The following is a 22,566-nucleotide window of genomic DNA, read 5'->3' on the forward strand; positions in this document are numbered from 1 at the left end:
GCCCGGTTACATTCCGAACCCGGAAGCTAAGCCTCACAGCGCCGATGGTACTGCAGGGGGGACCCTGTGGGAGAGTAGGACACCGCCGAACAATTTTTGGGAAAGGCCCACACCGTCTGGTGTGGGCCTTTCCGCATTTATGGCGCTTATGGGCGGCTGAGCCGGCCCGCTCTTTTCAGAGCCGACCCGCCGCCTTCAGCGCGAGATATGCGTCTGCCAGTGCCGGTGCCAGGTCTTCAGGAGTTGCGTCCACCACCGTCACTCCATGGCGACGGAGCTGTTCCGCGATGTGCTGACGCTCGCTCTGTGCCTGAGCCGCCGCCGCGGCCTCGTAAACCGCCTCGGCGCTGCCCCTGGCCTGGGCCATCCGCGCGATGTGCGGGTCCGCGACCGAGGCCACCAGGACGGTGTGCCGCTGGGTGAGCTGCGGAAGGACCGGGAGCAGGCCCTGTTCCATCGGAGCCGCGTCGAGGGTGGAGAGCACGACGATCAGGGAGCGGCGCGGCGCCGTGCGCAGTGCCGTTGCGGTGAGGCCTCGTGCATCGGTTTCGACGAGTTCCGGTTCAAGGGGCGCCATCGCGTTGACCAGGGCCGGCAGTACCTCTCCCGAGGATCGGCCCTGGACGAGGGCGCGTACCCGGCGGTCGTAGGCGAGGAGGGCCACGCGATCGCCGGCCCGAGAGGCGAGCGCGGCGAGGAGCAGGGCGGCGTCCATGGAGGCGTCCAGGCGGGGCGCGGCGCCCACGCGACCCGCTGAGGTGCGTCCGGTGTCCAGGACCAGCAGGATGTGCCGGTCTCGTTCAGGGCGCCAGGTGCGGACGGCGACCGTGGACTGCCGGGCGGTGGCTCGCCAGTCGATCGAGCGGGTGTCGTCGCCGGGGACGTACTCGCGGAGGCTGTCGAACTCGGTTCCCTCTCCCCGCGTCAGCACGCTCGTGCGGCCGTCGAGTTGCCGCAATCGGGCGAGTTTCGACGGGAGATGCTTTCGGCTGGTGAACGGGGGCAGAACCCGTACAGTCCAGGGCACCTTGTGGGTGCCCTGGCGGGAGAACAGGCCGAGGGGGCCGTAGGAGCGGATCGTCACGCGGTCGGCCTGGCGGTCGCCGCGGCGGGTGGGGCGCAGCCGGGTCGTCAGGCGCCTGCGCTCGCCCGGGGGGATGGTCAGCTGGTGGCGGGAGGCCTCGATCTCGGTGCCGGGCTGCCAGCTGCTCGGTGGCCAGGCGTCCCGCACCCGGGCTCGCAGCGGGCGGCGGGACGGGTTGGTGATCGTGAGCGTGATGTCGGCGGTCTCGCCGAGGCGTGTGGAGGTGTCGCCGGCACGCGTCAGGCGGAGACGGCGTACCGGGGCGGCGAGTGCGGCATCGCAGGCGCAGGCCAGGGCCAGCGGGCCGTTGACCGCGAGGATGCCCGTCCAGCCGGGTTCGAGGATGCCGACGGGGATCGAGCCGAGGGCCGCGAGGAGGGCGGCGCGTCCGGTGAGTGCCATCAGCGGGGGACCGGGACGTGGGCGAGGATCGCGGTGATGACGGAGTCGGCCGTCACGCCCTCCATCTCGGCCTCGGGGCGCAGTTGGACGCGATGGCGCAGGGTGGGCAGGGCGAGCGCCTTGACGTCGTCGGGGATGACGTAGTCGCGGCCCGTGAGCCACGCCCACGCGCGTGAGGTGGCCAGGAGGGCTGTGGCGCCGCGCGGGGAGACGCCGAGGGTGAGAGAGGGCGACTCGCGGCTGGCGCGGCAGATGTCCACGATGTAGGCGGTGATCTCCGGGGAGATGGTCGTCTTCGCGACGGCGGCGCGGGCGGCTTCCAGGTCGGCGGGGCCGGCCACGGGGCGTACGCCGGCGGCGCGCAGGTCGCGCGGGTTGAAGCCGGAGGCGTGCCGGGTGAGGACGTCTATCTCGTCCTGTCGGGAGGGCAGAGGGATCGTCAGTTTGAGGAGGAAGCGGTCCAGTTGGGCTTCGGGGAGGGGGTAGGTGCCCTCGTACTCGACGGGGTTCTGCGTCGCGGCGACCAGGAAGGGTTCGGGGAGCGGGCGCGGGGTGCCGTCGACCGTGACCTGGCGTTCCTCCATGGCTTCGAGGAGAGAGGACTGGGTTTTGGGCGGGGTGCGGTTGATCTCGTCGGCGAGGAGCAGGTTGGTGAAGACCGGGCCTTCCTGGAAGGAGAACTCGGCGGTGCGGGTGTCGTAGACGAGGGAGCCCGTGACATCGCTCGGCATCAGGTCGGGAGTGAACTGCACGCGCTTGGTGTCGAGTTCGAGCGCGCCGGCGAGGGCGCGGACGAGCAGGGTCTTGGCGACTCCGGGGACGCCCTCCAGGAGTACGTGTCCGCGGCAGAGGAGGGCGACGACGAGGCCGGTCACGGCGGGATCCTGGCCGACCACGGCTTTGGCGATCTCGGCGCGCAGGGCCTCCAGGGAGGCTCGGGCGGTGCCCGCGTCCCCGGTGTTCCCGGCGTTGTCAGTGGTCGGGTCCATCATGGACGGCGTACCTCTCTTTCGAGGGCGTCGAGTTGTTCGGTCAGTGCGATGAGGGCTGCGTCGTCGCCGGGTGGGGGCCCGAAGAGGAGGGGGTGCAGGTCCTGTCCGTCGTCGGTGAGACGGGCGGACAGGGCGGGGAGCAGGGCCTCGGGCGCGTGCGCCTGGGCGACGGGGACGCCGACGAGGGGGGCGAGCCGGATGCGGGTGGCGGAGCGAAGAGCGGAGGCCGCGCGGTCTCGGGCGTCGGCTTTGCGGTAGAGACGGGCACGGCCCTCGGCGGTTTCGGAGGCGCGGATCGCGACGGGGAGTCTTTCGGGCACGAGGGGGCCGAAGCGGCGGGCTCGCCAGAAGGCGGCGAGGACGGCTGCGACGAAGAGCTGGAGCGTGCCCCAGAGCCAACCCGAGGGGAGCAGGTCGAAGAAGTTCTTCTGGTCGCCGTTGTGGGTGGCCGAGGTGTCGGCGAGCGAGGGGAGGTACCAGACCAGATGAGGGCGGGAGCCGAGGAGTTGGAGGGCGAGCGAGGCGTTGCCCTCCTGGTCGATGCGGTCGTTGACGAGGATGTCGGGCGCGCCGAGCACGACGGTGTCGCCGCCCCTGGATGCCTCGGGGACGCGCAGCAGGGTGGCGAGGCGCGCGCTGGGGTAGCAGGTGTCGGCGTCGAGATGGGTGGTGGTGTAGCGGATGCCGCCGGTGTCGGCGGTGCCCGCGCGCCGGGCCTCGGGGAGGGCGCAATCGGGGGCGAGTGTGGTGCGGCTGCTGGTGGCGGGGTCCGCGGTGACGCCGGGGGCGAGCCGTTCGACGGACCAGCTTCCGGCCGCGACCAGGACGGTACGGCCGCCGGAGGGCGCGGTCGCGGCGCGCAGCTGGTCCTGTTGACGGGGGGTCAGCATGTCGGGTGTGGCGATCAGGAGGGTGGTGTCCGGTCCGGCGGCGGCGCGCGCCTGACCGAGCGTGGTGACGACGCGCGTGGAGATCCCGCGGTCGGCGAGGAGTTGGGCGACGGCGCGGCTGCCGTAGGGGTCGGCCGAGCGGGGATCCAGCTCACCGTGCCGATCGGCGGAGCGCACGGCGGCCATGGCGACGGCCGCCGTGAGAAGCAGGACGACGGCGAGCGTGATGCCTCGCGCACGGGTCCACACCTGTCGGGTGGTCGGCGCCGTGGAGGTGGTCTGCACGGTGGCCTGGGCGGTCACTCGGCGGCCCCCTGGCGGGTCGTGTGGGTCGTGCTGGTGGTGCTGTGGGCGAGGGCGGGCCTGGTGCCTTCCAGGTCGCGGTCGAGCTCGGCCAGGCGCTGGTACGACTGCTCGCCCGCCCTGCGCCCGCCGTACGTCACCGCGTCGAACTCCCGTGCCGCGGCCGTGAGTCGGCCGCTGTGCGCCGGAAGCGTACGGCCTGCTTCGGCGGCCGCCTCGTCGGCGGTGCGGCCGGGGCGGGCGTCGAGCAGGGCCCGTTCCTCCAGGGAGCGGACGATGGCCCGCATGCGTTCCTGGAGGGCCTGGTTCCAGTGGCCCTGGGCCGCGTGCGCCTCGCTGGCCGAGCGGTGTTCCGCGGCGCTGCGGGGGCGGTCGTGGAACAGTGCGGCGGCGGAGGAGGGTTGGCGGCGCGGCGTGCCCAGGCGCCACCACAGGGCGGCCAGGACGGCGACGACGAAGAGGATCACGACGACCAGGCCGAGCGTGCCGCCGGGGGTCGCCGATGCGGCCGAGTCGAACAGCCGGTCCAGCCGGTCCCAGAACGCGTTCAGGGCGCGCTGGAACAGGCCGGGGTCGTTCTCGTGGTACATGCGCTTGGACAGCTCGCGCCGAGCCGCCTCCCGCGCGGGATCCCGCGGCACGTTCAGGGGCGGCAGGCCGCCCGAGCCGCCCGCCGCGCGGACGGCCGTGTCCGAGACGCGCAGCAGGCCGCGTACGACCGTGCCGCCGGCGCCGGACGGCGCCGCTGCCGTGAGAACTCCCCCCGTGAGGCTCACCGCATCAGCTCCCCGGAACGGAACCGGGGGCGCCGGTGCCGTAGCCCTGGACCCCTGCGGCGCGGGCCAGTTCGAGGTCGAGGGCCTCGCGGCGGATGCGCTGGTCGATGTAGAGGAGCACGGTGACGCCGGCGCTGATGGGCAGGGTGAGCGTGGTGCCGACCAGCGAACCGATCCCGCGGATGATCAGGGACGTCCAGCCGATGTGCCCGCCGCTGGCGCCGAGCAGGTCGTTCATGCCGTTCCCGCCGGCGACGGCCCCGATGACGGCGAAGGGGAGCGCGATGACGGCCGAGACGATGACGGTGATCAGGACGGTGAGCAGCATGATGCCGAAGATGCGCCACCAGGAGCCGCGTACGAGCTTGGCCGAGCGTTTCAGGGAGGTCACGACGCCCTGCCGCTCCAGCATCAGGGCGGGCGCGGCCAGGTAGTAGCGGACCAGCAGCCACAGCCCGACGACGGTGCCCCCGAGGAAGCCCAGCGAGAGCAGCGCCAGTCCGGCGTTGTCGCCGCCGCCGGTGACGATGACGAGCACGCCGGGCAGCGCTCCGGCGGCGATCGCGCCGACGAAGATCAGGGCCAGCAGGATGAGCAGCCCGAGCAGTTTCAGGATCTGCGGCCGGGCGTCGCGCCAGCTCTCCCGGAGGGTGACGTCCCTGCCGAGGACGGCCCGGCTGGTGATGGTGGTGAGCAGGGCGGTCGCGATGAGCATGGCGGCCGTGCGGATCACCGACAGGACGCCGGTGCCGATCATGGCGTCGCGCAGGACGTGGAGTGCTTCGGAGGGAGTGGCGTTGGGGTCGCTGAGCGTGGTCTGGACGGTGTCGCTCAGTACGAACCCCTGCAAAGCGACCATGCTGACGTTCATGACCAGGGCGACGGCCAGCGAGATGCCGAGCACCGTGCGCCAGTAGGTGCGCATGGTGGAGACGGCGCCGTCGAGGATCTCGCCGACGCCGAGGGGGCGGAGCGGGATGACACCGGGCTTGGCCGCGGGTGGGGGACCGCCCCAGCCGCCGCCCCAGGCTCCGTAGCCGCCGGGGCCGCCGTAGCCGGCGGGGGGTCCCGCGTAGCCGCCGGGGCCCGGGGTGCCGGGCTGCGGTCCGCCCCAGCCGGGGCCGGGCGGTGGGGGTGGCGGGGTCTGGTGCGGGCCGTGGGCACCGGTGGGAGCGGCCCACTGGCCGGGTGGCGGCTGCTCCTTGGACCACTTGGCACCTGGGTCCTGCGGGCCGGGGCCCGGCTGCGGCGCGGGCTCACTGCCCTCCGGGCGGCCGGCGGGCTCGGCGGGGCCGGACGCGCCGGGTTCCCGCCCCTCGGACGACGGGGCGGATCCGGGCGAGGCCCAGCCCGGAGTGTCTGTCATCGAACGCTCCTTCTCGGTGCCGGTCCGCTGTCGCGGCGGCAGGTTGGCAGCCATCGTGCCATGGGGCGGTGGTGCGAGGACCTGCCGCGGTGGGCGCCGGGCGCCTTCAATTGTCCGCCGCATCCGGGGCAGACTTTCCGCATGGCTGATCAGCAGGTGCGAACCGACGGGGACAAGCGGCCGACCGAGATACCCGTGATCCGATGGGAGGAACCACCCGAAGGTCCTGTGCTGATCCTTCTGGATCAGACGCGGCTTCCGGCCGAGGAGATCGAGCTGGTGTGCACGGACGCGCCGGCGCTGGTGGAGGCGATCCGTTCGCTCGCCGTACGCGGGGCGCCGCTGCTCGGGATCGCCGGGGCGTACGGCGTCGCGCTCGCCGCCGCGCGGGGCTTCGACGTGGCAGAGGCGGCGAGGGCGCTGGAGGGTGCCCGGCCCACGGCGGTGAATCTGTCCGTCGGTGTGCGCAGGGCAGAAAGCGCCTACCGGGCGGCGCTGGCGAGGGGCGGCGACGCGGCAGGGGCCGCGCTGGCCGCCGCCCGGACGCTGCACCGCGAGGATACCGAGGCCAGCGCCCGGATGGCGGCGCACGGTCTGGCGCTGCTGGACGAGTTGCTGCCGGGCGGCGGGCACCGGGTCCTCACGCACTGCAACACCGGTTCACTGGTGTCGGGCGGGGAGGGCACGGCCTTCGCGGTGGCCCTCAAGGCGCACCGGGAGGGGCGGCTGCGGCGGCTGTGGGTGGACGAAACGCGTCCGTTGCTGCAAGGTGCTCGCCTGACGGCGTACGAAGCGGCCCGCAGCGGCATGGCGTACACCTTGCTCACCGACAACGCGGCGGGTTCCCTGTTCGCGGCGGGCGAGGTGGACGCGGTGCTGATCGGGGCGGACCGGATCGCGGCCGACGGTTCGGTGGCGAACAAGGTGGGGAGCTATCCGCTCGCTGTGCTGGCGCGGTACCACCATGTGCCGTTCATCGTGGTGGCGCCGGTGACGACGATCGATCCGGACACCGCCGACGGGGCGTCCATCGAGGTGGAACAGCGCCCCGGCTTTGAGGTGACCGAGGTCACAGCACCCCAGGTGCCGGTGACGGGAGCAGGAGGCGGGATTCCGGTGGCACCCCTGGGGACACAGGCGTACAACCCGGCGTTCGACGTGACGCCACCCGAGCTGGTGACGGCGATCGTCACCGAGGAGGGAGCCGTTTCGCCCGTGACCGCCGAGGCTCTTGCGGAGCTGTGTGCCAGGTCACGCCAGGTAACGATTAGCTAATGGGATGATGTCGTTTATGAAGGGACGAGTCCTTGTCGTCGACGACGACAGCGCACTGGCCGAGATGCTCGGCATCGTGCTGCGTGGTGAAGGTTTTGAGCCGTCTTTCGTAGCCGATGGCGACAAGGCGCTCGCCGCTTTCCGGGAGACCAAGCCCGATCTGGTGCTGCTCGACCTGATGCTGCCCGGACGGGACGGCATCGAGGTCTGCCGGCTGATCCGGGCGGAGTCCGGGGTGCCGATCGTGATGCTCACGGCGAAGAGCGACACCGTCGATGTCGTCGTGGGCCTGGAGTCGGGCGCAGACGACTACATCGTCAAGCCGTTCAAGCCGAAGGAGCTGGTCGCCCGGATCCGGGCGCGGCTGCGGAGGTCGGAGGAGCCGGCGCCGGAGCAGCTGACCATCGGTGACCTGGTCATCGATGTGGCCGGGCACTCGGTGAAGCGGGACGGGCAGTCGATCGCGCTGACCCCGCTGGAGTTCGACCTGCTGGTCGCGCTCGCCCGCAAGCCGTGGCAGGTGTTCACCCGTGAGGTGTTGCTGGAGCAGGTGTGGGGCTACCGCCACGCCGCCGACACCCGGCTCGTCAACGTGCACGTCCAGCGGCTGCGCTCCAAGGTCGAGAAGGACCCGGAGCGGCCGGAGATCGTGGTGACCGTCCGTGGTGTCGGATACAAGGCCGGACCGAGCTGACATGCCCGGGGACAGCACCGCTTCGGCGCCCGGCCGGTCCGGGGCCCGGCCGGGGCGGGCTGTCGGCCGGAGTGCCGGCGCGCGGTTCAGGAACCTCTTCGAGGGCGGGCTGCTGCAGGGCGGGGTCCAGGGCAGCCCGGTCCTGCGCTTGTTCCTGCGCTGGGTACGGCGGCCGCTGCTGCCGGTGATGCGGCTGTGGCGGCGCAACATCCAGCTCAGGGTGGTCGCGACGACCCTGCTGATGTCGCTCGGCGTCGTGCTGCTGCTGGGCTTCGTCGTGATCGGGCAGGTGCGCAACGGCCTGCTGGACGCGAAGGTGAAGGCCTCGCAGAGCCAGGCCACCGGCGGCTTCGCCGTGGCCAAGCAGAAGGCGGACGAGGCGGCCAGCGGGACCGTCACGGGGACGAACGCGACCACGGTCACGGGTGACGGCACCTCGACCGCGGACGGACGGCAGTCGCAGAACGTCATCCAGTGGATGAGCGATCTCGTCGAGTCGCTGTCCAGCGGCGGCGCGGGCGCCTTCGACGTGGTGACGCTGCCCGTCGGTGACGACAGTGGCGGCGGCCGCAGCCCGCGCGGCTCCGGAAACGTCAACCCGACCTCCAGCGTGCCCGCCGACCTGCGCGAGCGGGTCAACAGCGGTACGACGGCCGCCCAGAGCTACACCCGGATCGTGTACTCCAACGGCAAGGACCCGCAGCCGGCGCTGGTCATCGGCAAGCAGGTCAACGATCCCAACGGGCGGCCGTACGAGCTGTACTACCTCTTCCCGCTCACGCAGGAGGAGAAGTCGCTGAGCCTGGTCAAGGGCACTCTCGCGACCGCGGGGCTGTTCGTCGTCGTGCTGCTCGGCGCCATCGCGTGGCTCGTGGTGCGCCAGGTCGTCACGCCGGTGCGGATGGCGGCCGGGATCGCCGAGCGGCTGTCGGCCGGGCGGTTGCAGGAGCGGATGAAGGTCACCGGCGAGGACGACATCGCGCGGCTCGGCGAGGCCTTCAACAAGATGGCGCAGAACCTCCAGGTGAAGATCCAGCAGTTGGAGGACCTGTCGCGGATGCAGCGCCGGTTCGTCTCCGACGTCTCGCACGAGCTGCGCACCCCGCTGACCACCGTCCGCATGGCCGCCGACGTCATCCACGAGGCGCGCGAGGACTTCGACCCGGTGACCGCGCGGTCCGCCGAGCTGCTCGCCGACCAGCTGGACCGGTTCGAGTCACTGCTCGCGGACCTGCTGGAGATCAGCCGGTTCGACGCGGGCGCGGCGGCGCTGGAGGCCGAGCCGATAGACCTCAGAGACGTCGTGCGGCGTGTGGTCAGCGGTGCGGAGCCGCTCGCCGAGCGCAAGGGCACGCACATACGTGTCCTCGGCGACCAGCAGCCCGTGGTCGCCGAGGCGGACGCCAGGCGCGTGGAGCGCGTGCTGCGCAACCTCGTGGTCAACGCCGTCGAGCACGGCGAGGGCAAGGACGTCGTCGTCAAGCTCGCCGCGGCCGGCGGCGCGGTCGCCGTCGCGGTGCGCGACTATGGCGTCGGGCTCAAGCCGGGCGAGGCGACGCGTGTCTTCAGCCGGTTCTGGCGGGCGGACCCGGCACGCGCGCGTACCACCGGTGGTACGGGTCTCGGGCTGTCGATCGCCCTGGAGGACGCGCGGCTGCACGGCGGCTGGCTACAGGCCTGGGGCGAGCCGGGGGGCGGCTCGCAGTTCCGGCTGACGCTGCCGAGGACCGCCGACGAGCCGTTGCGCGGCTCGCCGATACCCCTGGAGCCCAAGGACTCGCGCCGCAACCGGGGCCTGGCCGAGGCCGGCCTGCCGGGCGGAAGCGAGGAGAAGCGGGCCACGGTTCCGGTGCAGCAGGGCGACGCCCAGGCGTCCGCGCTGCCGCCGCGCGCGCAGATCGCGCCGCGCCTGGTCCCGGCCACCCCGGCCGTCGACCCGAGCGCGCTGCCCGGCAACGGCAGCGGCGCGCGCGTGGTACCCCGCCCCGGCAGCGGTCAGCGGAGCCCCGACGAAGGACGCCCGGCACGACCGGCGGCCGACGCGGACACGGGCCGGCCCGAGGCGGCCGCGCCAAAGGACTCGACCGAGCCAGGGGAGGCATTTCGTGGTCGCTGACCGCACGGGGGGCGCCCGGCGCAGAACCGGGCGCGCGGTGGCGTACGCCGCACTGGGGGTCGTACTGCTGGCCGGGTGCGCCTCGATGCCGGACAGCGGGGACCTGCGGAACGTGGAGTCCACGCCGCGGCAGGACACCGGCGTCCGCGTGTTTGCCGTGCCGCCGGCCGAGGGCGCCGGCCCGGCCGAGATCATGCAGGGCTTCCTGGAGGCGCTGACCAGCGACGATCCCGGGTACGACACCGCCCGCAAGTACCTCACGGACGACGCTGCGCGAAAGTGGCGGCCGGAGAGGTCGACCACGGTCCTCGCGAACGGCCCGAGCATCGAGACGGACTGCCGCGCGGGCGGCGGCCAGGAGCCGACCGACAACGTCACCTGCGTCCTCGCGGGCACGCAGGTCGCGACCGTGGACGCCCAGCAGGCGTACGAGCCCGTCGGCGGCTCCTATCGCAAGAAGGTGCACCTCACACGGAGCGCCAAGACCGGCCAGTGGCGCATCGACGGACTGCCGGACGGCGTCGTGATGGGCAAGTCGGACTTCCAGCGCAACTACACGTCCGTCGACAAGTACTACTTCGCCTCGGACACGACGGCAGGGGCGAGCGGACAGCCGGTGGCGGTGGCCGATCCGGTGTTCGTGCGCAGCAAGGTGGACCCGATGACCCAGATCGTCCGCTCGCTGCTGGGCGGCCCCACCAGCTGGCTCCGCCCGGTCGTCAGATCCAGTTTCCCGAGCGGTACGGCCTTGCAGCAGGACGTGTCCGGGCTGACGCCCGACGACCAGAACAAGCTGACGGTGCCGCTGAACCTCAAGGCGTCCCAGGTGGCGCCGGGCAAGTGCACCGAGATGGCGACGCAGCTGCTGTTCACCCTGCGGAACCTGACGCCGACGCTGGAGTCGGTCGGGCTGGAGGGTGCCGGCGGCCGCCGGCTGTGCGACCTGAGCGAGGAGCGGGCCGAGTCGGTCGCCTGGCACGGGTCGGCCAAGAGCCCCGAGTACCTGTACTTCCTGGACGCCAGGCACCGCCTGGTGCGGATGCCGACGGGGAGCACCGGCACCGCCGCCGTTCCGGTGCCCGGAGCGTTCGGCGAGGGCGACAAGGGCCTGGAGTCGGTGGCGGTCTCGCGCGACGAACACAGCGCGGCCGGGGTCGGCGACGCGGGCAAGTCGCTGTACGTGACGTCTCTGGCGTCGGGCGGTTCGCTCGGCAACGCGCTGCTGACCAGCGCGGGCGCGACCGAGGCCGAACGGCTGACGACACCGAGCTGGGACGCCCGCGGCGACCTGTGGGTGGCCGACCGCGATCCGCGCCACTCGCGGCTGTACGTCGTGGCACAGGGCGCCACCAGGCCGCAGGCCGTCGCCGTCCCGGACCTGTCCGGCCAGATCACGGGCGCCCGGGTGGCGGCCGACGGGGTGCGGATCGCGCTGGTCGTGGAGAAGGGCGGCAAGCAGTCCCTGCTCATCGGCCGTATCCAGCGCGACGACGGCACCGGACAGGGCACCTCGGTGGTCGAACTGCGCTCGGCTGCGCCGGACTTGGAGCAGGTCAGCGCCTTGTCGTGGGCCGGGGACAGCCGGCTGCTCGCGGTCGGCAGGGAGCAGGGCGGCGTGCTGCAGATGCGGTACGTCCAGGTCGACGGCTCCACGCTCGACGGCCCGGCGCCCGGCGCGCTCACCGGTGTCAAGGCGATCGCCGCGTCCGAGGACGAGCGGGTGCCGCTGGTGGCCTACTCGGAGGACGACGGGATCGTGCGACTGCCGACCGGCGCGCAGTGGCAGAAGGTGGACAAGGACGGAACGGCCCCGGTCTACCCGGGCTGAGCCTCGGCGCCCGGCCCGAGTTGTCCACAGGCAGTTGTCCACAGGGGTGGCAGGGCCGCTGAGGCGTTGGCACAGTGGTGGGCATGCGGGGGTGGTGGCGGGATCTCACCGACCTGGTGCTGCCGGCCGACTGCGCGGGCTGCGGAGCGCCACGTACGGTGCTCTGCCCGCGGTGCCGGGCCGCGGTGGAGGAGCGCGCGCCGCGGCGGGTGCGGCCGGTGCCGGAGCCGGCCGGGCTGCCGGCGGTGTACGCGGCGGCTCCCTACGCGCAGGAGGTACGGGAACTGCTGCTCGCGCACAAGGAGCGGGGCGCGCTGGCCCTCGCGGGAGTGCTGGGCGCGGCCGTGGCCGGGGCCGTCCGGGCGGGGCTCGGCGACGGTCCTGCCGGCGTCGGCGTCGGCTTCGGTGCCGGAGCTGTGGGCGGTGAGGCGGCCGGGACGCCGGGAGAGCGGACCGTGGTGCTCGTCCCCGTGCCCTCCGCCCGCTGGGCCGTGCGGGCGCGTGGGCACGATCCGGTGCGGCGGATGACGCTCGCGGCGGCCGGGGAGCTGCGGCGAGCCGGGATCCCGGCCCGTGTGGCGGCCGTACTGCGCCAGCGGCGGCCGGTGGCGGATCAGGCGGGGCTCGACGCGCGTCGGCGCCTGGAGAACCTCTCCGGCGCGCTGGAGGTGACGGCCGGTGGTGGCCGGTTGCTCGGTGGGCGGGTCGTGCTCGTCGACGACCTGATCACGACTGGTGCCAGCCTCGCGGAGGCGGCGCGGGCCGTACGGGAGACGGCCCTGCCGCGGGAAGAAGAGGGACGCGGAGTGAGAACCTCCGTGTATGCGGCCGTAACTCGGGAAGGAAGGGGAGAACGACGGAGCGGAACGCACTCGGAGGACGGGAAGTGGGTGCATGGTGCACCGGAAAAGGCGGGGCCGAACACCCTTCACACGCTTCGCGCGGCCGTGGTCGCCGCTCCTCGGGATTCTTTCGGAATAAACAGGAACTGAGGCCCGACCTGCATCGTTGCAGGTGATGAGAGGGGAATTTCACCTGAACGGAGGTACGCCGCAGTAGAGGGTGACGACATCCGTCCGGGCGAGATATGTTCGGTTGTGAGGAAAGGCGCAGGCCACACCTCTCATATCCGAATGCCGTGGCGCGGGTTTTGCGCAATCACCCGCGCCCCGGGGGTGCAGATCTCGCCGATGGGGGAGGAGGAGGTGAAGTCACCGAGTCCGAGGTCCGGTGCTCACCGGACCTGGTGCAAAAGGGAGATGCTCCGCCGACGAGCGGAGCGATCCGGGAACGGAGTTCTGCGTGGACATCGTCGTCAAAGGCCGCAAGACCGAGGTGCCCGAGCGGTTCCGCAAGCACGTGGCCGAGAAGCTGAAGCTGGAGAAGATCCAGAAGCTCGATGGCAAGGTGATCAGCCTCGACGTCGAGGTGTCCAAGGAGCCCAACCCCCGTCAGGCCGACCGCTGTGACCGAGTGGAGATCACGCTCCGCTCCCGCGGTCCGGTGATCCGGGCGGAAGCGGCGGCCAGCGACCCGTACGCGGCACTCGACCTGGCGGCGGAGAAGCTGGACGCCCGGCTGCGCAAGCAGCACGACAAGCGTTTCTCGCGGCGAGGCGCACGCCGGATCTCGGCAGCCGAGGTCCCCGACCACGTCCCCGGCGCGGCGACGCTGAACGGCAACGGCCTGCCGGTCCACGATGAAGACACCGACGGGGTGCCGACGAAGAAGATCGGCTCGCTGGAGGTCAAGGGGGAGGGCCCCCTCGTCGTCCGCGAGAAGACCCACGTCGCCTCACCGATGAGCCTCGACCAGGCTCTCTACGAGATGGAACTGGTCGGCCACGACTTCTACTTGTTCGTCGACGCGGAGACGAAGGAACCGAGCGTCGTCTACCGGCGCCACGCCTACGACTACGGCGTGATCCACCTCAGCACGGACCCGATGGTCGCTGAGGCGCAGCCCCCCGCGGCGGGTGGCACGCTGGGCGGCTGAGCCGCCCGGAAGAAGCGGAACCGGTGCCCCTGGCCGCGCGTGTGCGCCCCCAGGGGCACCGGTGTGCGACCACTTCACGCCCCGCTCGTCACCTCCGTGTCGTCCGGGCATGAAATCATGGCCGAACCGGCCCAACCGGTGGGCCGTTGCCTTGGGTTGGCGATGGCGCGGGAGAGCAGGCCACAGCCTTCAGGGGGAGGAACGATGGCGGACACCTTCGGACCGATGCGGGACGAAGATGCCGACGACGATGTCATCGGCAGGAGCCCCGACGCGGGCTCCGCACGCGTGGAGCCGATCAGAGTCCTGGTCGTCGACGACCACGCCCTCTTCCGGCGCGGTCTGGAGATCGTGCTCGCCGCCGAGGAGGACATCCAGGTCATCGGCGAGGCCGGGGACGGCGCGGAGGCCGTGGAGAAGGCGGCCGACCTGCTGCCCGACATCGTGCTGATGGACGTCCGCATGCCCAAGCGGGGCGGGATCGAGGCCTGCACCTCCATCAAGGAGGTCGCACCCAGCGCGAAGATCATCATGCTGACGATCAGCGACGAGGAGGCCGATCTCTACGACGCGATCAAGGCGGGCGCGACCGGATATCTGCTCAAGGAGATCTCCACGGACGAGGTGGCGACCGCCATTCGCGCGGTGGCCGACGGGCAGTCGCAGATCAGCCCGTCCATGGCGTCGAAGCTCCTCACCGAGTTCAAGTCGATGATCCAGCGCACGGACGAGCGCCGGCTGGTGCCCGCGCCGCGGCTCACCGACCGGGAGCTGGAGGTCCTCAAGCTCGTCGCCACGGGGATGAACAACCGGGACATCGCGAAAGAGCTGTTCATCTCCGAGAACACCGTGAAGAACCACGTCCGCAACATCCTGGAGAAGCTCCAGCTGCACTCCAGGATGGAAGCGGTGGTCTACGCGATGCGGGAGAAGATCCTCGAAATCCGCTAGCGCCTATCCGAGCAGGACCGCCAGCTCCCTGGTGAGGGGCTCGCGCAGCTCGGGTGCCTCGACGCGCTCGACGCGGACATCCGCGCAGTTCACCCAGGTCGCCGCCTCGACGAGGGCCTGGGCGACCGCGGGAACGGCCTTCGCGTCGTCCAGGGTGACCTGCTTGGCCACCAGCGTGCTGCCCTCGCGGGCCGGGTCCACCCGGCCGACCAGCCGGCCGCCCGCCAGCACGGGCATCGCGAAATAGCCGTACACCCGCCTGGGCTTGGGAACATATGCCTCCAGGCGGTGGGTGAAGCCGAAGATCCGCTCGGTGCGCGCCCGCTCCCAGATCAGCGAGTCGAACGGCGACAGCAGCGTGGTGCGGTGCCGGCCGCGTGGCGCGGTCGCCAGGGCCGCGGGGTCGGCCCAGGCGTGCCTGCCCCAGCCCTCCACCTCGACCGGCACCAGGCCCGACTCGGCGATCACCGCGTCGACCTGCTCGCCCTTGAGCCGGTGGTAGTCGGCGATGTCCGCGCGCGTGCCCACGCCGAGCGACTCACCGGCCAGCCGGACCAGCCGGCGCAGGCACTCGGTGTCGTCCAGCTCGTCGTGCAGCAGCGCGTCCGGGATCGCGCGCTCGGCCAGGTCGTACACCCGCTTCCAGCCGCGCCGCTGGACGCACACCACCTCGCCGTACATCAGCGCGCGCTCCACCGCGACCTTGGTGCCCGACCAGTCCCACCACTCGTTCGTCCGCTTCGCGCCGCCCAGTTCCGTGGAGGTCAGCGGGCCCTCCGCGCGCAGTTGCTTGATGACCTGGTCGTACGCGCCCTCGGGCAGCTCGTGGTTCCAGTGCGGGCGGTGCCGGTAGGCACGGCGGCGGAAGGCGAAGTGCGGCCATTCCTCGACCGGGAGGATGCACGCCGCGTGCGACCAGTACTCGAAGGCATGAGTGCCCTGCCAGTACGCCGCCTCGATCGTCTTGCGGCCGACCGCGCCCAGGCGGGCGTACGGCACGAGTTCATGGGAGCGGGCGAGGACGGAGATCGTGTCGAGCTGGACCGCGCCGAGGTGGCGCAGGACCCCGCGGACACCGGACCGCCGGTCGGGCGCGCCGAGGAAGCCCTGGGCCCGCAGGGCGATACGGCGGGCGTCGTCCGCGGTGAGAGTGGTGGTCGGGCGCGGAAGGGTCGTCATGCCCCGGACCCTAGAGCCTGCCACTGACAATCCGCGCTGACCTGGGCGTTCGTCCTGAGTGGGTCAGGTTCTGGCCGGCAGGTACGGCGCCGTGGACGGCAGGCCGAGGTCCGAGGGGAGCAGGGAGCCCACCCAGCAGTCCCGGCGCACCCCCTTGTTGTTGACCGCGGAGCGCAGGGTGCCCTCCGTGGCGAAGCCGGCCCGTTCGGCCACCGCGCGGGAGGCGTGGTTGCCGACCTCGGCCCGCCATTCGACCCGGTCGACGCCGACCTCGGTGAAGATCCACCGGCAGGCGGTGAGCGTGGCCTCGGTGACGTAGCCGCGCCCGCGGTGCTCCGCCGTCGCCCAGAAACCGACCTCCGCCACGCCGAGCGAGCGCATGGTGAGACCGAGCATGCCCGCGAGTTCCCCGCCCGGCAGGAAGACACCGAAGGTGAACATCGATCCCCGCGCCCAGCCGTCGGGGACCAGCTGCTCCGTGAAGCCGCTCGCGTGCTCGGGCAGATAGGGGGAGGGGATGGTGGTCCAGCGCTGGATGCCGGGGTCCTGGGCGGCCTCGTACACCGCCCGGGTGTCGTCGGGGCCGACGGTGCGCAGGACGAGGCGGTCCGTGGTCAGGGTGACGGGTTCCATCGGCCGATTGTGCTGGGTGTCCCGCGTGCGGGCCATCGTTTTTCGCCGTGCGTGAGCGCGTGATCACATTTCGCGCAATTCCTCGCGCCGATGCGGCACTATCGCCCTGCCCCGTCCGTTGTCCTGGATGACGCAGCCGTCGGGTCGCCAGGCCTCCCGGCCCAGCCGGGTCCTCGCATACGATGGCCGTTGCTCAGTACGTCAAATGGAAACCGACCGTCCCAGGCCCGACCGGCAAGGAGACAAACCCCCGTGTCCGTCCTCTCGAAGATCATGCGTGCAGGCGAAGGCAAGATCCTGCGCAAGCTGCACCGCATCGCGGACCAGGTCAACTCCATCGAAGAGGACTTCGTAAACCTCTCCGACGCCGAGCTGCGGGCCCTCACCGACGAGTACAAGCAGCGGTACGCCGACGGTGAGAGCCTGGACGACCTGCTCCCCGAGGCGTTCGCCACCGTCCGTGAGGCCGCCAAGCGCGTCCTCGGCCAGCGGCACTACGACGTGCAGCTGATGGGTGGCGCCGCCCTCCACCTCGGCTACGTGGCCGAGATGAAGACCGGTGAGGGCAAGACCCTCGTCGGCACGCTGCCCGCGTATCTGAACGCTCTGTCCGGCGACGGCGTGCACCTCATCACGGTCAACGACTACCTGGCCGAGCGTGACTCCGAGATGATGGGCCGCGTCCACAAGTTCCTGGGCCTGAGCGTCGGCTGCATCCTGGCCAACATGACGCCGGCCCAGCGCCGCGAGCAGTACGAGTGCGACATCACGTACGGCACGAACAACGAGTTCGGCTTCGACTACCTGCGCGACAACATGGCCTGGTCGAAGGACGAACTGGTACAGCGCGGCCACAACTTCGCCATCGTCGACGAGGTCGACTCCATCCTGGTCGACGAGGCCCGTACGCCGCTGATCATCTCCGGCCCGGCCGACCAGGCCACCAAGTGGTACGGCGACTTCGCCAAGCTGGTCACGCGCCTGAAGAAGGGCGAGGCGGGGAACCCGCTCAAGGGCGTCGAGGAGACCGGCGACTACGACGTCGACGAGAAGAAGCGCACCGTCGCCATCCACGAGGCCGGCGTCACCAAGGTCGAGGACTGGCTGGGCATCGACAACCTCTACGAGTCGGTGAACACCCCGCTGGTCGGCTACCTGAACAACGCCATCAAGGCCAAGGAGCTGTTCAAGAAGGACAAGGACTACGTCGTCATCGACGGCGAGGTCATGATCGTCGACGAGCACACCGGCCGTATCCTCGCCGGCCGCCGCTACAACGAGGGCATGCACCAGGCGATCGAGGCGAAGGAAGGGGTGGACATCAAGGACGAGAACCAGACGCTCGCCACGATCACCCTGCAGAACTTCTTCCGCCTCTACGCGAAGCTCTCCGGCATGACCGGTACGGCGATGACCGAGGCCGCGGAGTTCCACCAGATCTACAAGCTCGGCGTGGTCCCGATCCCGACCAACAAGCCGATGATCCGCAAGGACCAGTCCGACCTGATCTACCGCACCGAGGTCGCGAAGTTCGAGGCGGTCGTCGACGACATCGCCGAGAAGCACGAGAAGGGCCAGCCGATCCTCGTCGGCACGACCTCCGTCGAGAAGTCGGAGTACCTCTCGCAGCAGCTCTCCAAGCGCGGCATCCAGCACGAGGTGCTCAACGCCAAGCACCACGAGCGCGAGGCGTCGATCGTCGCGCAGGCCGGCCGCAAGGGCGCGGTCACGGTGGCCACCAACATGGCCGGCCGTGGTACGGACATCAAGCTCGGCGGCAACCCCGAGGACCTCGCCGAGGCGGAGCTGCGCCAGCGCGGCCTCGACCCCGAGGAGCACATCGAGGAGTGGGCCGCGGCGCTGCCCGCCGCCCTGGAGAAGGCCGAGCAGGCCGTCAAGGCCGAGAAGGAGGAGGTCGAGGAGCTGGGCGGCCTCTACGTCCTCGGCACGGAGCGGCACGAGTCGCGCCGTATCGACAACCAGCTGCGCGGTCGTTCCGGCCGGCAGGGCGACCCCGGCGAGTCCCGCTTCTACCTCTCCCTCGGTGACGACCTGATGCGCCTGTTCAAGGCCCAGATGGTCGAGCGCGTGATGTCCATGGCGAACGTGCCGGACGACGTGCCGATCGAGAACAAGATGGTCACGCGCGCGATCGCGTCCGCCCAGTCGCAGGTCGAGCAGCAGAACTTCGAGACGCGTAAGAACGTCCTGAAGTACGACGAGGTCCTCAACCGGCAGCGCGAGGTCATCTACGGCGAGCGCCGGCGGGTGCTGGAGGGCGAGGATCTGCACGAGCAGGTCCAGCACTTCATGGACGACACCATCGACGCGTACATCCACGCGGAGACCTCCGAGGGCTTCCCCGAGGACTGGGACCTGGACCGGCTGTGGGGCGCCTTCAAGCAGCTCTACCCGGTGAAGGTCACCATCGAGGAGCTGGAGGAGGCCGCCGGCGACCGGGCCGGTCTGACCGCCGAGTTCATCTCGGAGTCCATCAAGGAGGACATCCACGAACAGTACGAGGCCCGCGAGGCGCAGCTCGGCTCCGAGATCATGCGGGAGCTGGAGCGCCGGGTCGTGCTCTCGGTCCTCGACCGCAAGTGGCGCGAGCACCTCTACGAGATGGACTACCTCCAGGAGGGCATCGGCCTGCGCGCGATGGCGCAGAAGGACCCGCTGGTCGAGTACCAGCGCGAGGGCTTCGACATGTTCACCGCGATGATGGAGGGCATCAAGGAGGAGTCCGTCGGCTACCTGTTCAACCTGGAGGTCCAGGTCGAGCAGCAGGTCGAGGAGGTCCCGGTCGAGGCCGCCGAGCCGGCCGTCGAGGGCGCCCAGGAGACGGTGCCGGCGCAGGCGGGGGCCCGTCCCGAGATCCGCGCCAAGGGCCTGGACGTCCCGCAGCGGCGGGAGCTGCACTTCTCCGCGCCGACGGTGGACGGCGAGGGCGGCACCGTCGAGCGCGACCTGGAGGACGAGGAGCCGGTGCGCTCCGAGTCGGACGGCCTGACGCGCGCCGAGCGCCGTCGGCAGGCCAAGGGCGGGCGGCGCCGCAAGAAGTAGCGGCCGCCCGCGGTCGTACGGCCGCTGAGCAGGGCCGGGTTCCTTCGGGAGCCCGGCCTTTCGCTTGTGCGGTGCCCGTGTCGCGCCGTGCCGGGCGGGGTCAGGGCGCGGGATGGGAGCGGGCCGCGGCTTCCACCGCTGTGCAGCGCCAGCGCAGGTCCTGGCCGAGTTCCAGGCGGAAGGCGAGGGCGCGGAGCTGGTCGCCGGCCGAGACGCGGGCGAACACCTCCAGGGCGCCGTCGCAGGGGACGTAGTAGCCGATGTCACGGATGACGGGGCGGGAGCCGCGGGTGCGCAGAGGGCCGCGTTCGGCGAGGCGGGTCAGGTCGTCGTACGCGCGGCCGGCGGTGTGGCGGAGCATCCAGTGGACGGGGCGCTGGCCGCTCAGGACGGCCACCAGCCGGTCGGCGAAGAGGTCGGTGGGGCGCTGCGGGGGCTTGGCCGCTTCCGGGGCCGGGAGGGCCGGGCCCGTCCTCCTGGAGATGGCCTGCGGTGTGTCGCGGGTGCTCGTCGCCGGGGGCTTGCGGGCAGGGGCGCCTCCCGGGCGGCGCGTGTCGCGGCGGGTCGGCGGGCGGTGGCGCGGGCCGGGCTGGACGGTACGGCTCATGACCTTGTTCATGGGGTCCCCGTTCGGCGGGCCCGGTTTTGTACCGGGCGGTAACTAGCTGGTGGGGATCTTGTACGGGGCGGGAAGCCGCGTGGCAAGAGCGGCGGCACCGGCCGGGAAGCGGCGGAGAAGTTCGCCTATCCGGGGGACCCGAGGCGCCAAGAACCCCGGGATCCCGGGGGTTCACCGGGTGAATCCCCGGCCCGGGGTCGACGGGATCAGGGGGGTGGGCAGGGACTCGAAAGGGGACCCCCGCACGTATCCTGAAGGCCGTCGAGCCCCCTTGATCCGGAAAAGAGCGGCCAGCATGCGCGTCTACGTCCCCCTGACCCTCCCCGCGCTCGCCGAGGCGCACAAGACGGGTGAGCTGGGGAGCGGCCCCTTCGTCGCGTACGCCGTCACGCCCGCGCTGCGCGAGTGGTACCTCTCCGAGGACATCGAGGAGCTGGAGTACGCCGCGCTCAGCCGGGCCGCGCTGGCCTCCCTGCGGCGGCTGGCGGCCGACCCGGGCGCGGTACGCCGCCGGGTCGTCGTCGCCGTCGACGTGCCCGACGCCGCCGCGCACGCCGATCCGGACCGGGGGCTGGACCCGTCCGCGCTGGGCGAGGTGACCGTGACGTCGAGCGTGCCGCTCGCGAAGGCGGCCGCGGTGCACGTCGACGCCGATGACGCGGAGCAGGACGTGGCCGCGGCGGCGGAGGCTCTGGCGGCGGCGGACGCCGGGGACGACGACGCGCAGTTCGTCGTGGACGGGGCGGACGACCACGAGCTGCTGTGGTACGCCACGCAGGAGATTCCCAACCTGGTCGGGCCCGCCGCCTGACGCCCCCGGCCCCCTGCTCCCCTCGTGCCCGGCTGATTGTCAGTGGGGGCTAGTACGGTTTTCGGCATGGGGATGCACGGGAGCGCGCACATCGTGTGGGACTGGAACGGCACGCTGTTCCACGACAATGACGCGATCATCGGGGCGACGAACGCGGCCTTCGCGGAGCTGGGGCTCGCACCGATCACGCTGGAGGAGTACCGGGCGCTGTACTGCGTGCCGGTGCCGAAGTTCTACGAGCGGCTGCTCGGACGGCTGCCGACCGACGCCGAGTGGGAGCTGATGGACGGGGTGTTCCATCGGCACTACGCGCAAGCGCGGGGGAGGTGCGCGCTGGCCGAGGGCGCGGCGGAGCTGCTCGCCGGGTGGCGGACGGCCGGGCACAGCCAGTCGCTGCTGAGCATGTACGGGCATGAGGAACTGGTGCCGCTGGTGCGGGGGTTCGGCATCGAAGCGCACTTCCTGCGGGTCGAGGGGCGCACGGGGCCGTCCGGGGGCAGCAAGGCCGAGCACATGGTGCGGCATCTGGAGGCGCTCGGGGACGGCGTGGAGCCGACGCGGACCGTGGTGATCGGGGACGCGGCGGACGACGCGGTCGCGGCGCGGGAAGCGGGCGCGCGGGCCGTGCTGTACACCGGGGGGTCGCACAGCCGGGCCAGCCTGGAAGCGGTGGGGGTGCCGGTGGTGGACACGCTGGCGGACGCGGTGCGGGAAGCCCACCGCATAGCGGCGTAGCGGGAAGCCGGCACCGCTTTGGCGGCCCCGGCCCCCGGCCCCCGGCCTCCCGGCCCGCGCCCGCCGGCGCTCCTCCGGTTCTGCGGCCGGGTCGCTCGTGCCTCAGTCCGCCGGGGCCGTCGCGCGCAGCACCTTCAGGAACTCCCGCATCCAGGCCGGGTGGTCGGGCCAGGCCCGGGAGGAGACCAGGGTGCCGTCCACGACCGCCTCGGTGTCCTGGAAGCCCGCGCCGGCCGCCTGCATGTCCGGTTCGAGGGCGGGGTAGGCGGTGACGCGGCGGCCGCGCAGGGAGTCGATCGCCGCGGTGAGCAGCGGGCCGTGGCAGATCTGGGCGACGGGCTTGTCGGAGTCGAAGAACGCCTTGAGGATCTTGCGCAGCTCGGGGTCGTTGCGCAGGTACTCGGGAGCCCGGCCGCCGGGGATGACGAGGGCCGCGTACTCACCGGGGTCGACGTCGGCGAAGGCCAGGTCGGCGGGCCAGGTGTAGCCGGGCTTCTCGGTGTAGGTGTCGTAACCGGGTTCGAAGTCGTGGACGACGAAGCGCAGGGTCTTGCGGGTGGGGGCGGCGATGTGGACGTCGTAGCCCTCCTCGCGCAGGCGCTGGTAGGGGTAGAGGACTTCGAGGGACTCCGCTGCGTCGCCGGTGACGATCAGGACCTTCGGGGGCATGTCGGCTCCTCCAGACAGGCGGGGGCGCACTCTCGGAAGTGCGCACTGACACCTACCCGGGCAGGCACCGTGCCTACCGGGATACGCCACCGGACCGCGTCCCGCCGCTGTGCAGAACGTCAAACTTCCACCCCCGGTTTTGTACACATACGGCTCATGACGGGCCCGGGGTGAGGAGCGATAGC

The 22,566-nt window shown here is 71.7% G+C and carries 19 protein-coding genes and 1 rRNA gene; 11 read left to right on the top strand and 9 right to left on the bottom strand.

The annotated features are described in order from the left end of the window. A 5S ribosomal RNA gene (gene rrf / locus ACZ60X_RS21690) occupies nucleotides 1–91 on the top strand; the annotation flags it as partial. Between the two features lie 84 nt (nucleotides 92–175). Here the strand turns inward: rrf and ACZ60X_RS21695 are convergent. Genes ACZ60X_RS21695 through ACZ60X_RS21715 form a run of 5 tightly spaced genes read right to left on the bottom strand, consistent with a single transcriptional unit; the run spans nucleotide 176 to nucleotide 5,813 of the window. After that, nucleotides 176–1,486: a DUF58 domain-containing protein gene (locus tag ACZ60X_RS21695; protein ID WP_469600774.1), complete on the bottom strand. Its 1,311-nt coding sequence runs from the start codon at nucleotides 1,484–1,486 to the stop codon at nucleotides 176–178. Continuing rightward, entirely contained in the window at nucleotides 1,486–2,475 is a 990-nt protein-coding gene (locus tag ACZ60X_RS21700) for an AAA family ATPase (RefSeq protein ID WP_469601565.1), read from the bottom strand. The genes ACZ60X_RS21695 and ACZ60X_RS21700 overlap by 1 nt, the downstream gene beginning before the upstream one ends. Next, nucleotides 2,475–3,671, bottom strand: a complete 1,197-nt coding sequence (locus tag ACZ60X_RS21705; RefSeq protein ID WP_469600776.1) for a DUF4350 domain-containing protein — start codon at nucleotides 3,669–3,671, stop codon at nucleotides 2,475–2,477. Before ACZ60X_RS21705 ends, ACZ60X_RS21700 begins: the two co-directional genes overlap by 1 nt. After that, the gene (locus tag ACZ60X_RS21710) at nucleotides 3,668–4,447 is read right to left on the bottom strand and encodes a DUF4129 domain-containing protein (protein ID WP_469600778.1); all 780 of its coding nucleotides are present in this window, start codon (nucleotides 4,445–4,447) and stop codon (nucleotides 3,668–3,670) included. The genes ACZ60X_RS21705 and ACZ60X_RS21710 overlap by 4 nt, the downstream gene beginning before the upstream one ends. Before the next feature lie 4 nt (nucleotides 4,448–4,451). Then, a complete protein-coding gene (locus ACZ60X_RS21715) occupies nucleotides 4,452–5,813 on the bottom strand; it encodes a DUF7847 domain-containing protein (protein ID WP_469600781.1) in 1,362 nt (453 codons plus the stop codon). Nucleotides 5,814–5,954: 141 nt separating this feature from the next. Here ACZ60X_RS21715 and mtnA point away from each other — a divergent pair, with 141 nt between their 5' ends. The 7 genes from mtnA to ACZ60X_RS21750 all read left to right on the top strand — a co-directional run bounded on the left by mtnA (nucleotide 5,955) and on the right by ACZ60X_RS21750 (nucleotide 14,672). Next, the gene (gene mtnA / locus ACZ60X_RS21720) at nucleotides 5,955–7,088 is read left to right on the top strand and encodes an S-methyl-5-thioribose-1-phosphate isomerase (RefSeq protein ID WP_469601568.1); all 1,134 of its coding nucleotides are present in this window, start codon (nucleotides 5,955–5,957) and stop codon (nucleotides 7,086–7,088) included. A gap of 4 nt (nucleotides 7,089–7,092) precedes the next feature. Beyond that, nucleotides 7,093–7,782, top strand: a complete 690-nt coding sequence (mtrA, locus tag ACZ60X_RS21725; protein ID WP_207921802.1) for a two-component system response regulator MtrA — start codon at nucleotides 7,093–7,095, stop codon at nucleotides 7,780–7,782. A gap of 1 nt (nucleotide 7,783) precedes the next feature. Beyond that, nucleotides 7,784–9,898 carry an MtrAB system histidine kinase MtrB gene (gene mtrB / locus ACZ60X_RS21730; RefSeq protein ID WP_469600783.1) on the top strand — a complete coding sequence of 705 codons (2,115 nt, stop codon included), beginning with the start codon at nucleotides 7,784–7,786 and terminating at the stop codon, nucleotides 9,896–9,898. Then, nucleotides 9,888–11,726, top strand: coding sequence for an LpqB family beta-propeller domain-containing protein (locus tag ACZ60X_RS21735; protein WP_469600785.1), 1,839 nt, complete (start codon nucleotides 9,888–9,890; stop codon nucleotides 11,724–11,726). Before mtrB ends, ACZ60X_RS21735 begins: the two co-directional genes overlap by 11 nt. Before the next feature lie 83 nt (nucleotides 11,727–11,809). Further along, the gene (locus ACZ60X_RS21740; RefSeq protein ID WP_469600788.1) at nucleotides 11,810–12,718 is read left to right on the top strand and encodes a ComF family protein; all 909 of its coding nucleotides are present in this window, start codon (nucleotides 11,810–11,812) and stop codon (nucleotides 12,716–12,718) included. Between the two features lie 310 nt (nucleotides 12,719–13,028). After that, complete coding sequence (gene hpf, locus ACZ60X_RS21745; RefSeq protein WP_469600791.1) at nucleotides 13,029–13,721, top strand: ribosome hibernation-promoting factor, HPF/YfiA family; 693 nt, start codon at nucleotides 13,029–13,031, stop codon at nucleotides 13,719–13,721. A 204-nt stretch (nucleotides 13,722–13,925) separates the two neighbouring features. Further along, nucleotides 13,926–14,672 (top strand): response regulator, encoded by a 747-nt coding sequence (locus tag ACZ60X_RS21750; protein WP_469600793.1) that lies wholly within the window; start codon nucleotides 13,926–13,928, stop codon nucleotides 14,670–14,672. A 3-nt stretch (nucleotides 14,673–14,675) separates the two neighbouring features. On the opposite strand, the gene ACZ60X_RS21755 is transcribed toward ACZ60X_RS21750, so the two are convergent. After that, on the bottom strand, nucleotides 14,676–15,851 hold the full coding sequence (locus ACZ60X_RS21755; protein ID WP_469600795.1) for a winged helix-turn-helix domain-containing protein: 1,176 nt from the start codon (nucleotides 15,849–15,851) through the stop codon (nucleotides 14,676–14,678). A gap of 63 nt (nucleotides 15,852–15,914) precedes the next feature. After that, nucleotides 15,915–16,484, bottom strand: a complete 570-nt coding sequence (locus ACZ60X_RS21760; RefSeq protein ID WP_469600797.1) for a GNAT family N-acetyltransferase — start codon at nucleotides 16,482–16,484, stop codon at nucleotides 15,915–15,917. 252 nt (nucleotides 16,485–16,736) lie between these two features. Between ACZ60X_RS21760 and secA the strand changes: the two genes are divergently transcribed. Continuing rightward, on the top strand, nucleotides 16,737–19,547 hold the full coding sequence (gene secA, locus ACZ60X_RS21765) for a preprotein translocase subunit SecA (protein ID WP_469600800.1): 2,811 nt from the start codon (nucleotides 16,737–16,739) through the stop codon (nucleotides 19,545–19,547). 100 nt (nucleotides 19,548–19,647) lie between these two features. On the opposite strand, the gene ACZ60X_RS21770 is transcribed toward secA, so the two are convergent. Continuing rightward, nucleotides 19,648–20,166, bottom strand: coding sequence for an Rv3235 family protein (locus ACZ60X_RS21770; RefSeq protein WP_469600803.1), 519 nt, complete (start codon nucleotides 20,164–20,166; stop codon nucleotides 19,648–19,650). A 295-nt stretch (nucleotides 20,167–20,461) separates the two neighbouring features. Here ACZ60X_RS21770 and ACZ60X_RS21775 point away from each other — a divergent pair, with 295 nt between their 5' ends. Together ACZ60X_RS21775 and ACZ60X_RS21780 are read left to right on the top strand one after the other, a co-directional pair. After that, nucleotides 20,462–20,977, top strand: coding sequence for a DUF6912 family protein (locus ACZ60X_RS21775; RefSeq protein WP_469600806.1), 516 nt, complete (start codon nucleotides 20,462–20,464; stop codon nucleotides 20,975–20,977). Between the two features lie 66 nt (nucleotides 20,978–21,043). Next, nucleotides 21,044–21,712, top strand: coding sequence for an HAD family hydrolase (locus ACZ60X_RS21780; RefSeq protein WP_469600808.1), 669 nt, complete (start codon nucleotides 21,044–21,046; stop codon nucleotides 21,710–21,712). 102 nt (nucleotides 21,713–21,814) lie between these two features. Here the strand turns inward: ACZ60X_RS21780 and ACZ60X_RS21785 are convergent, their stop codons facing one another. Next, on the bottom strand, nucleotides 21,815–22,381 hold the full coding sequence (locus tag ACZ60X_RS21785; protein WP_469600811.1) for a DJ-1/PfpI family protein: 567 nt from the start codon (nucleotides 22,379–22,381) through the stop codon (nucleotides 21,815–21,817). Between the last annotated feature and the right edge of the window lie 185 nt (nucleotides 22,382–22,566).

Source organism: Streptomyces sp. NPDC104106, assembly GCF_055584345.1.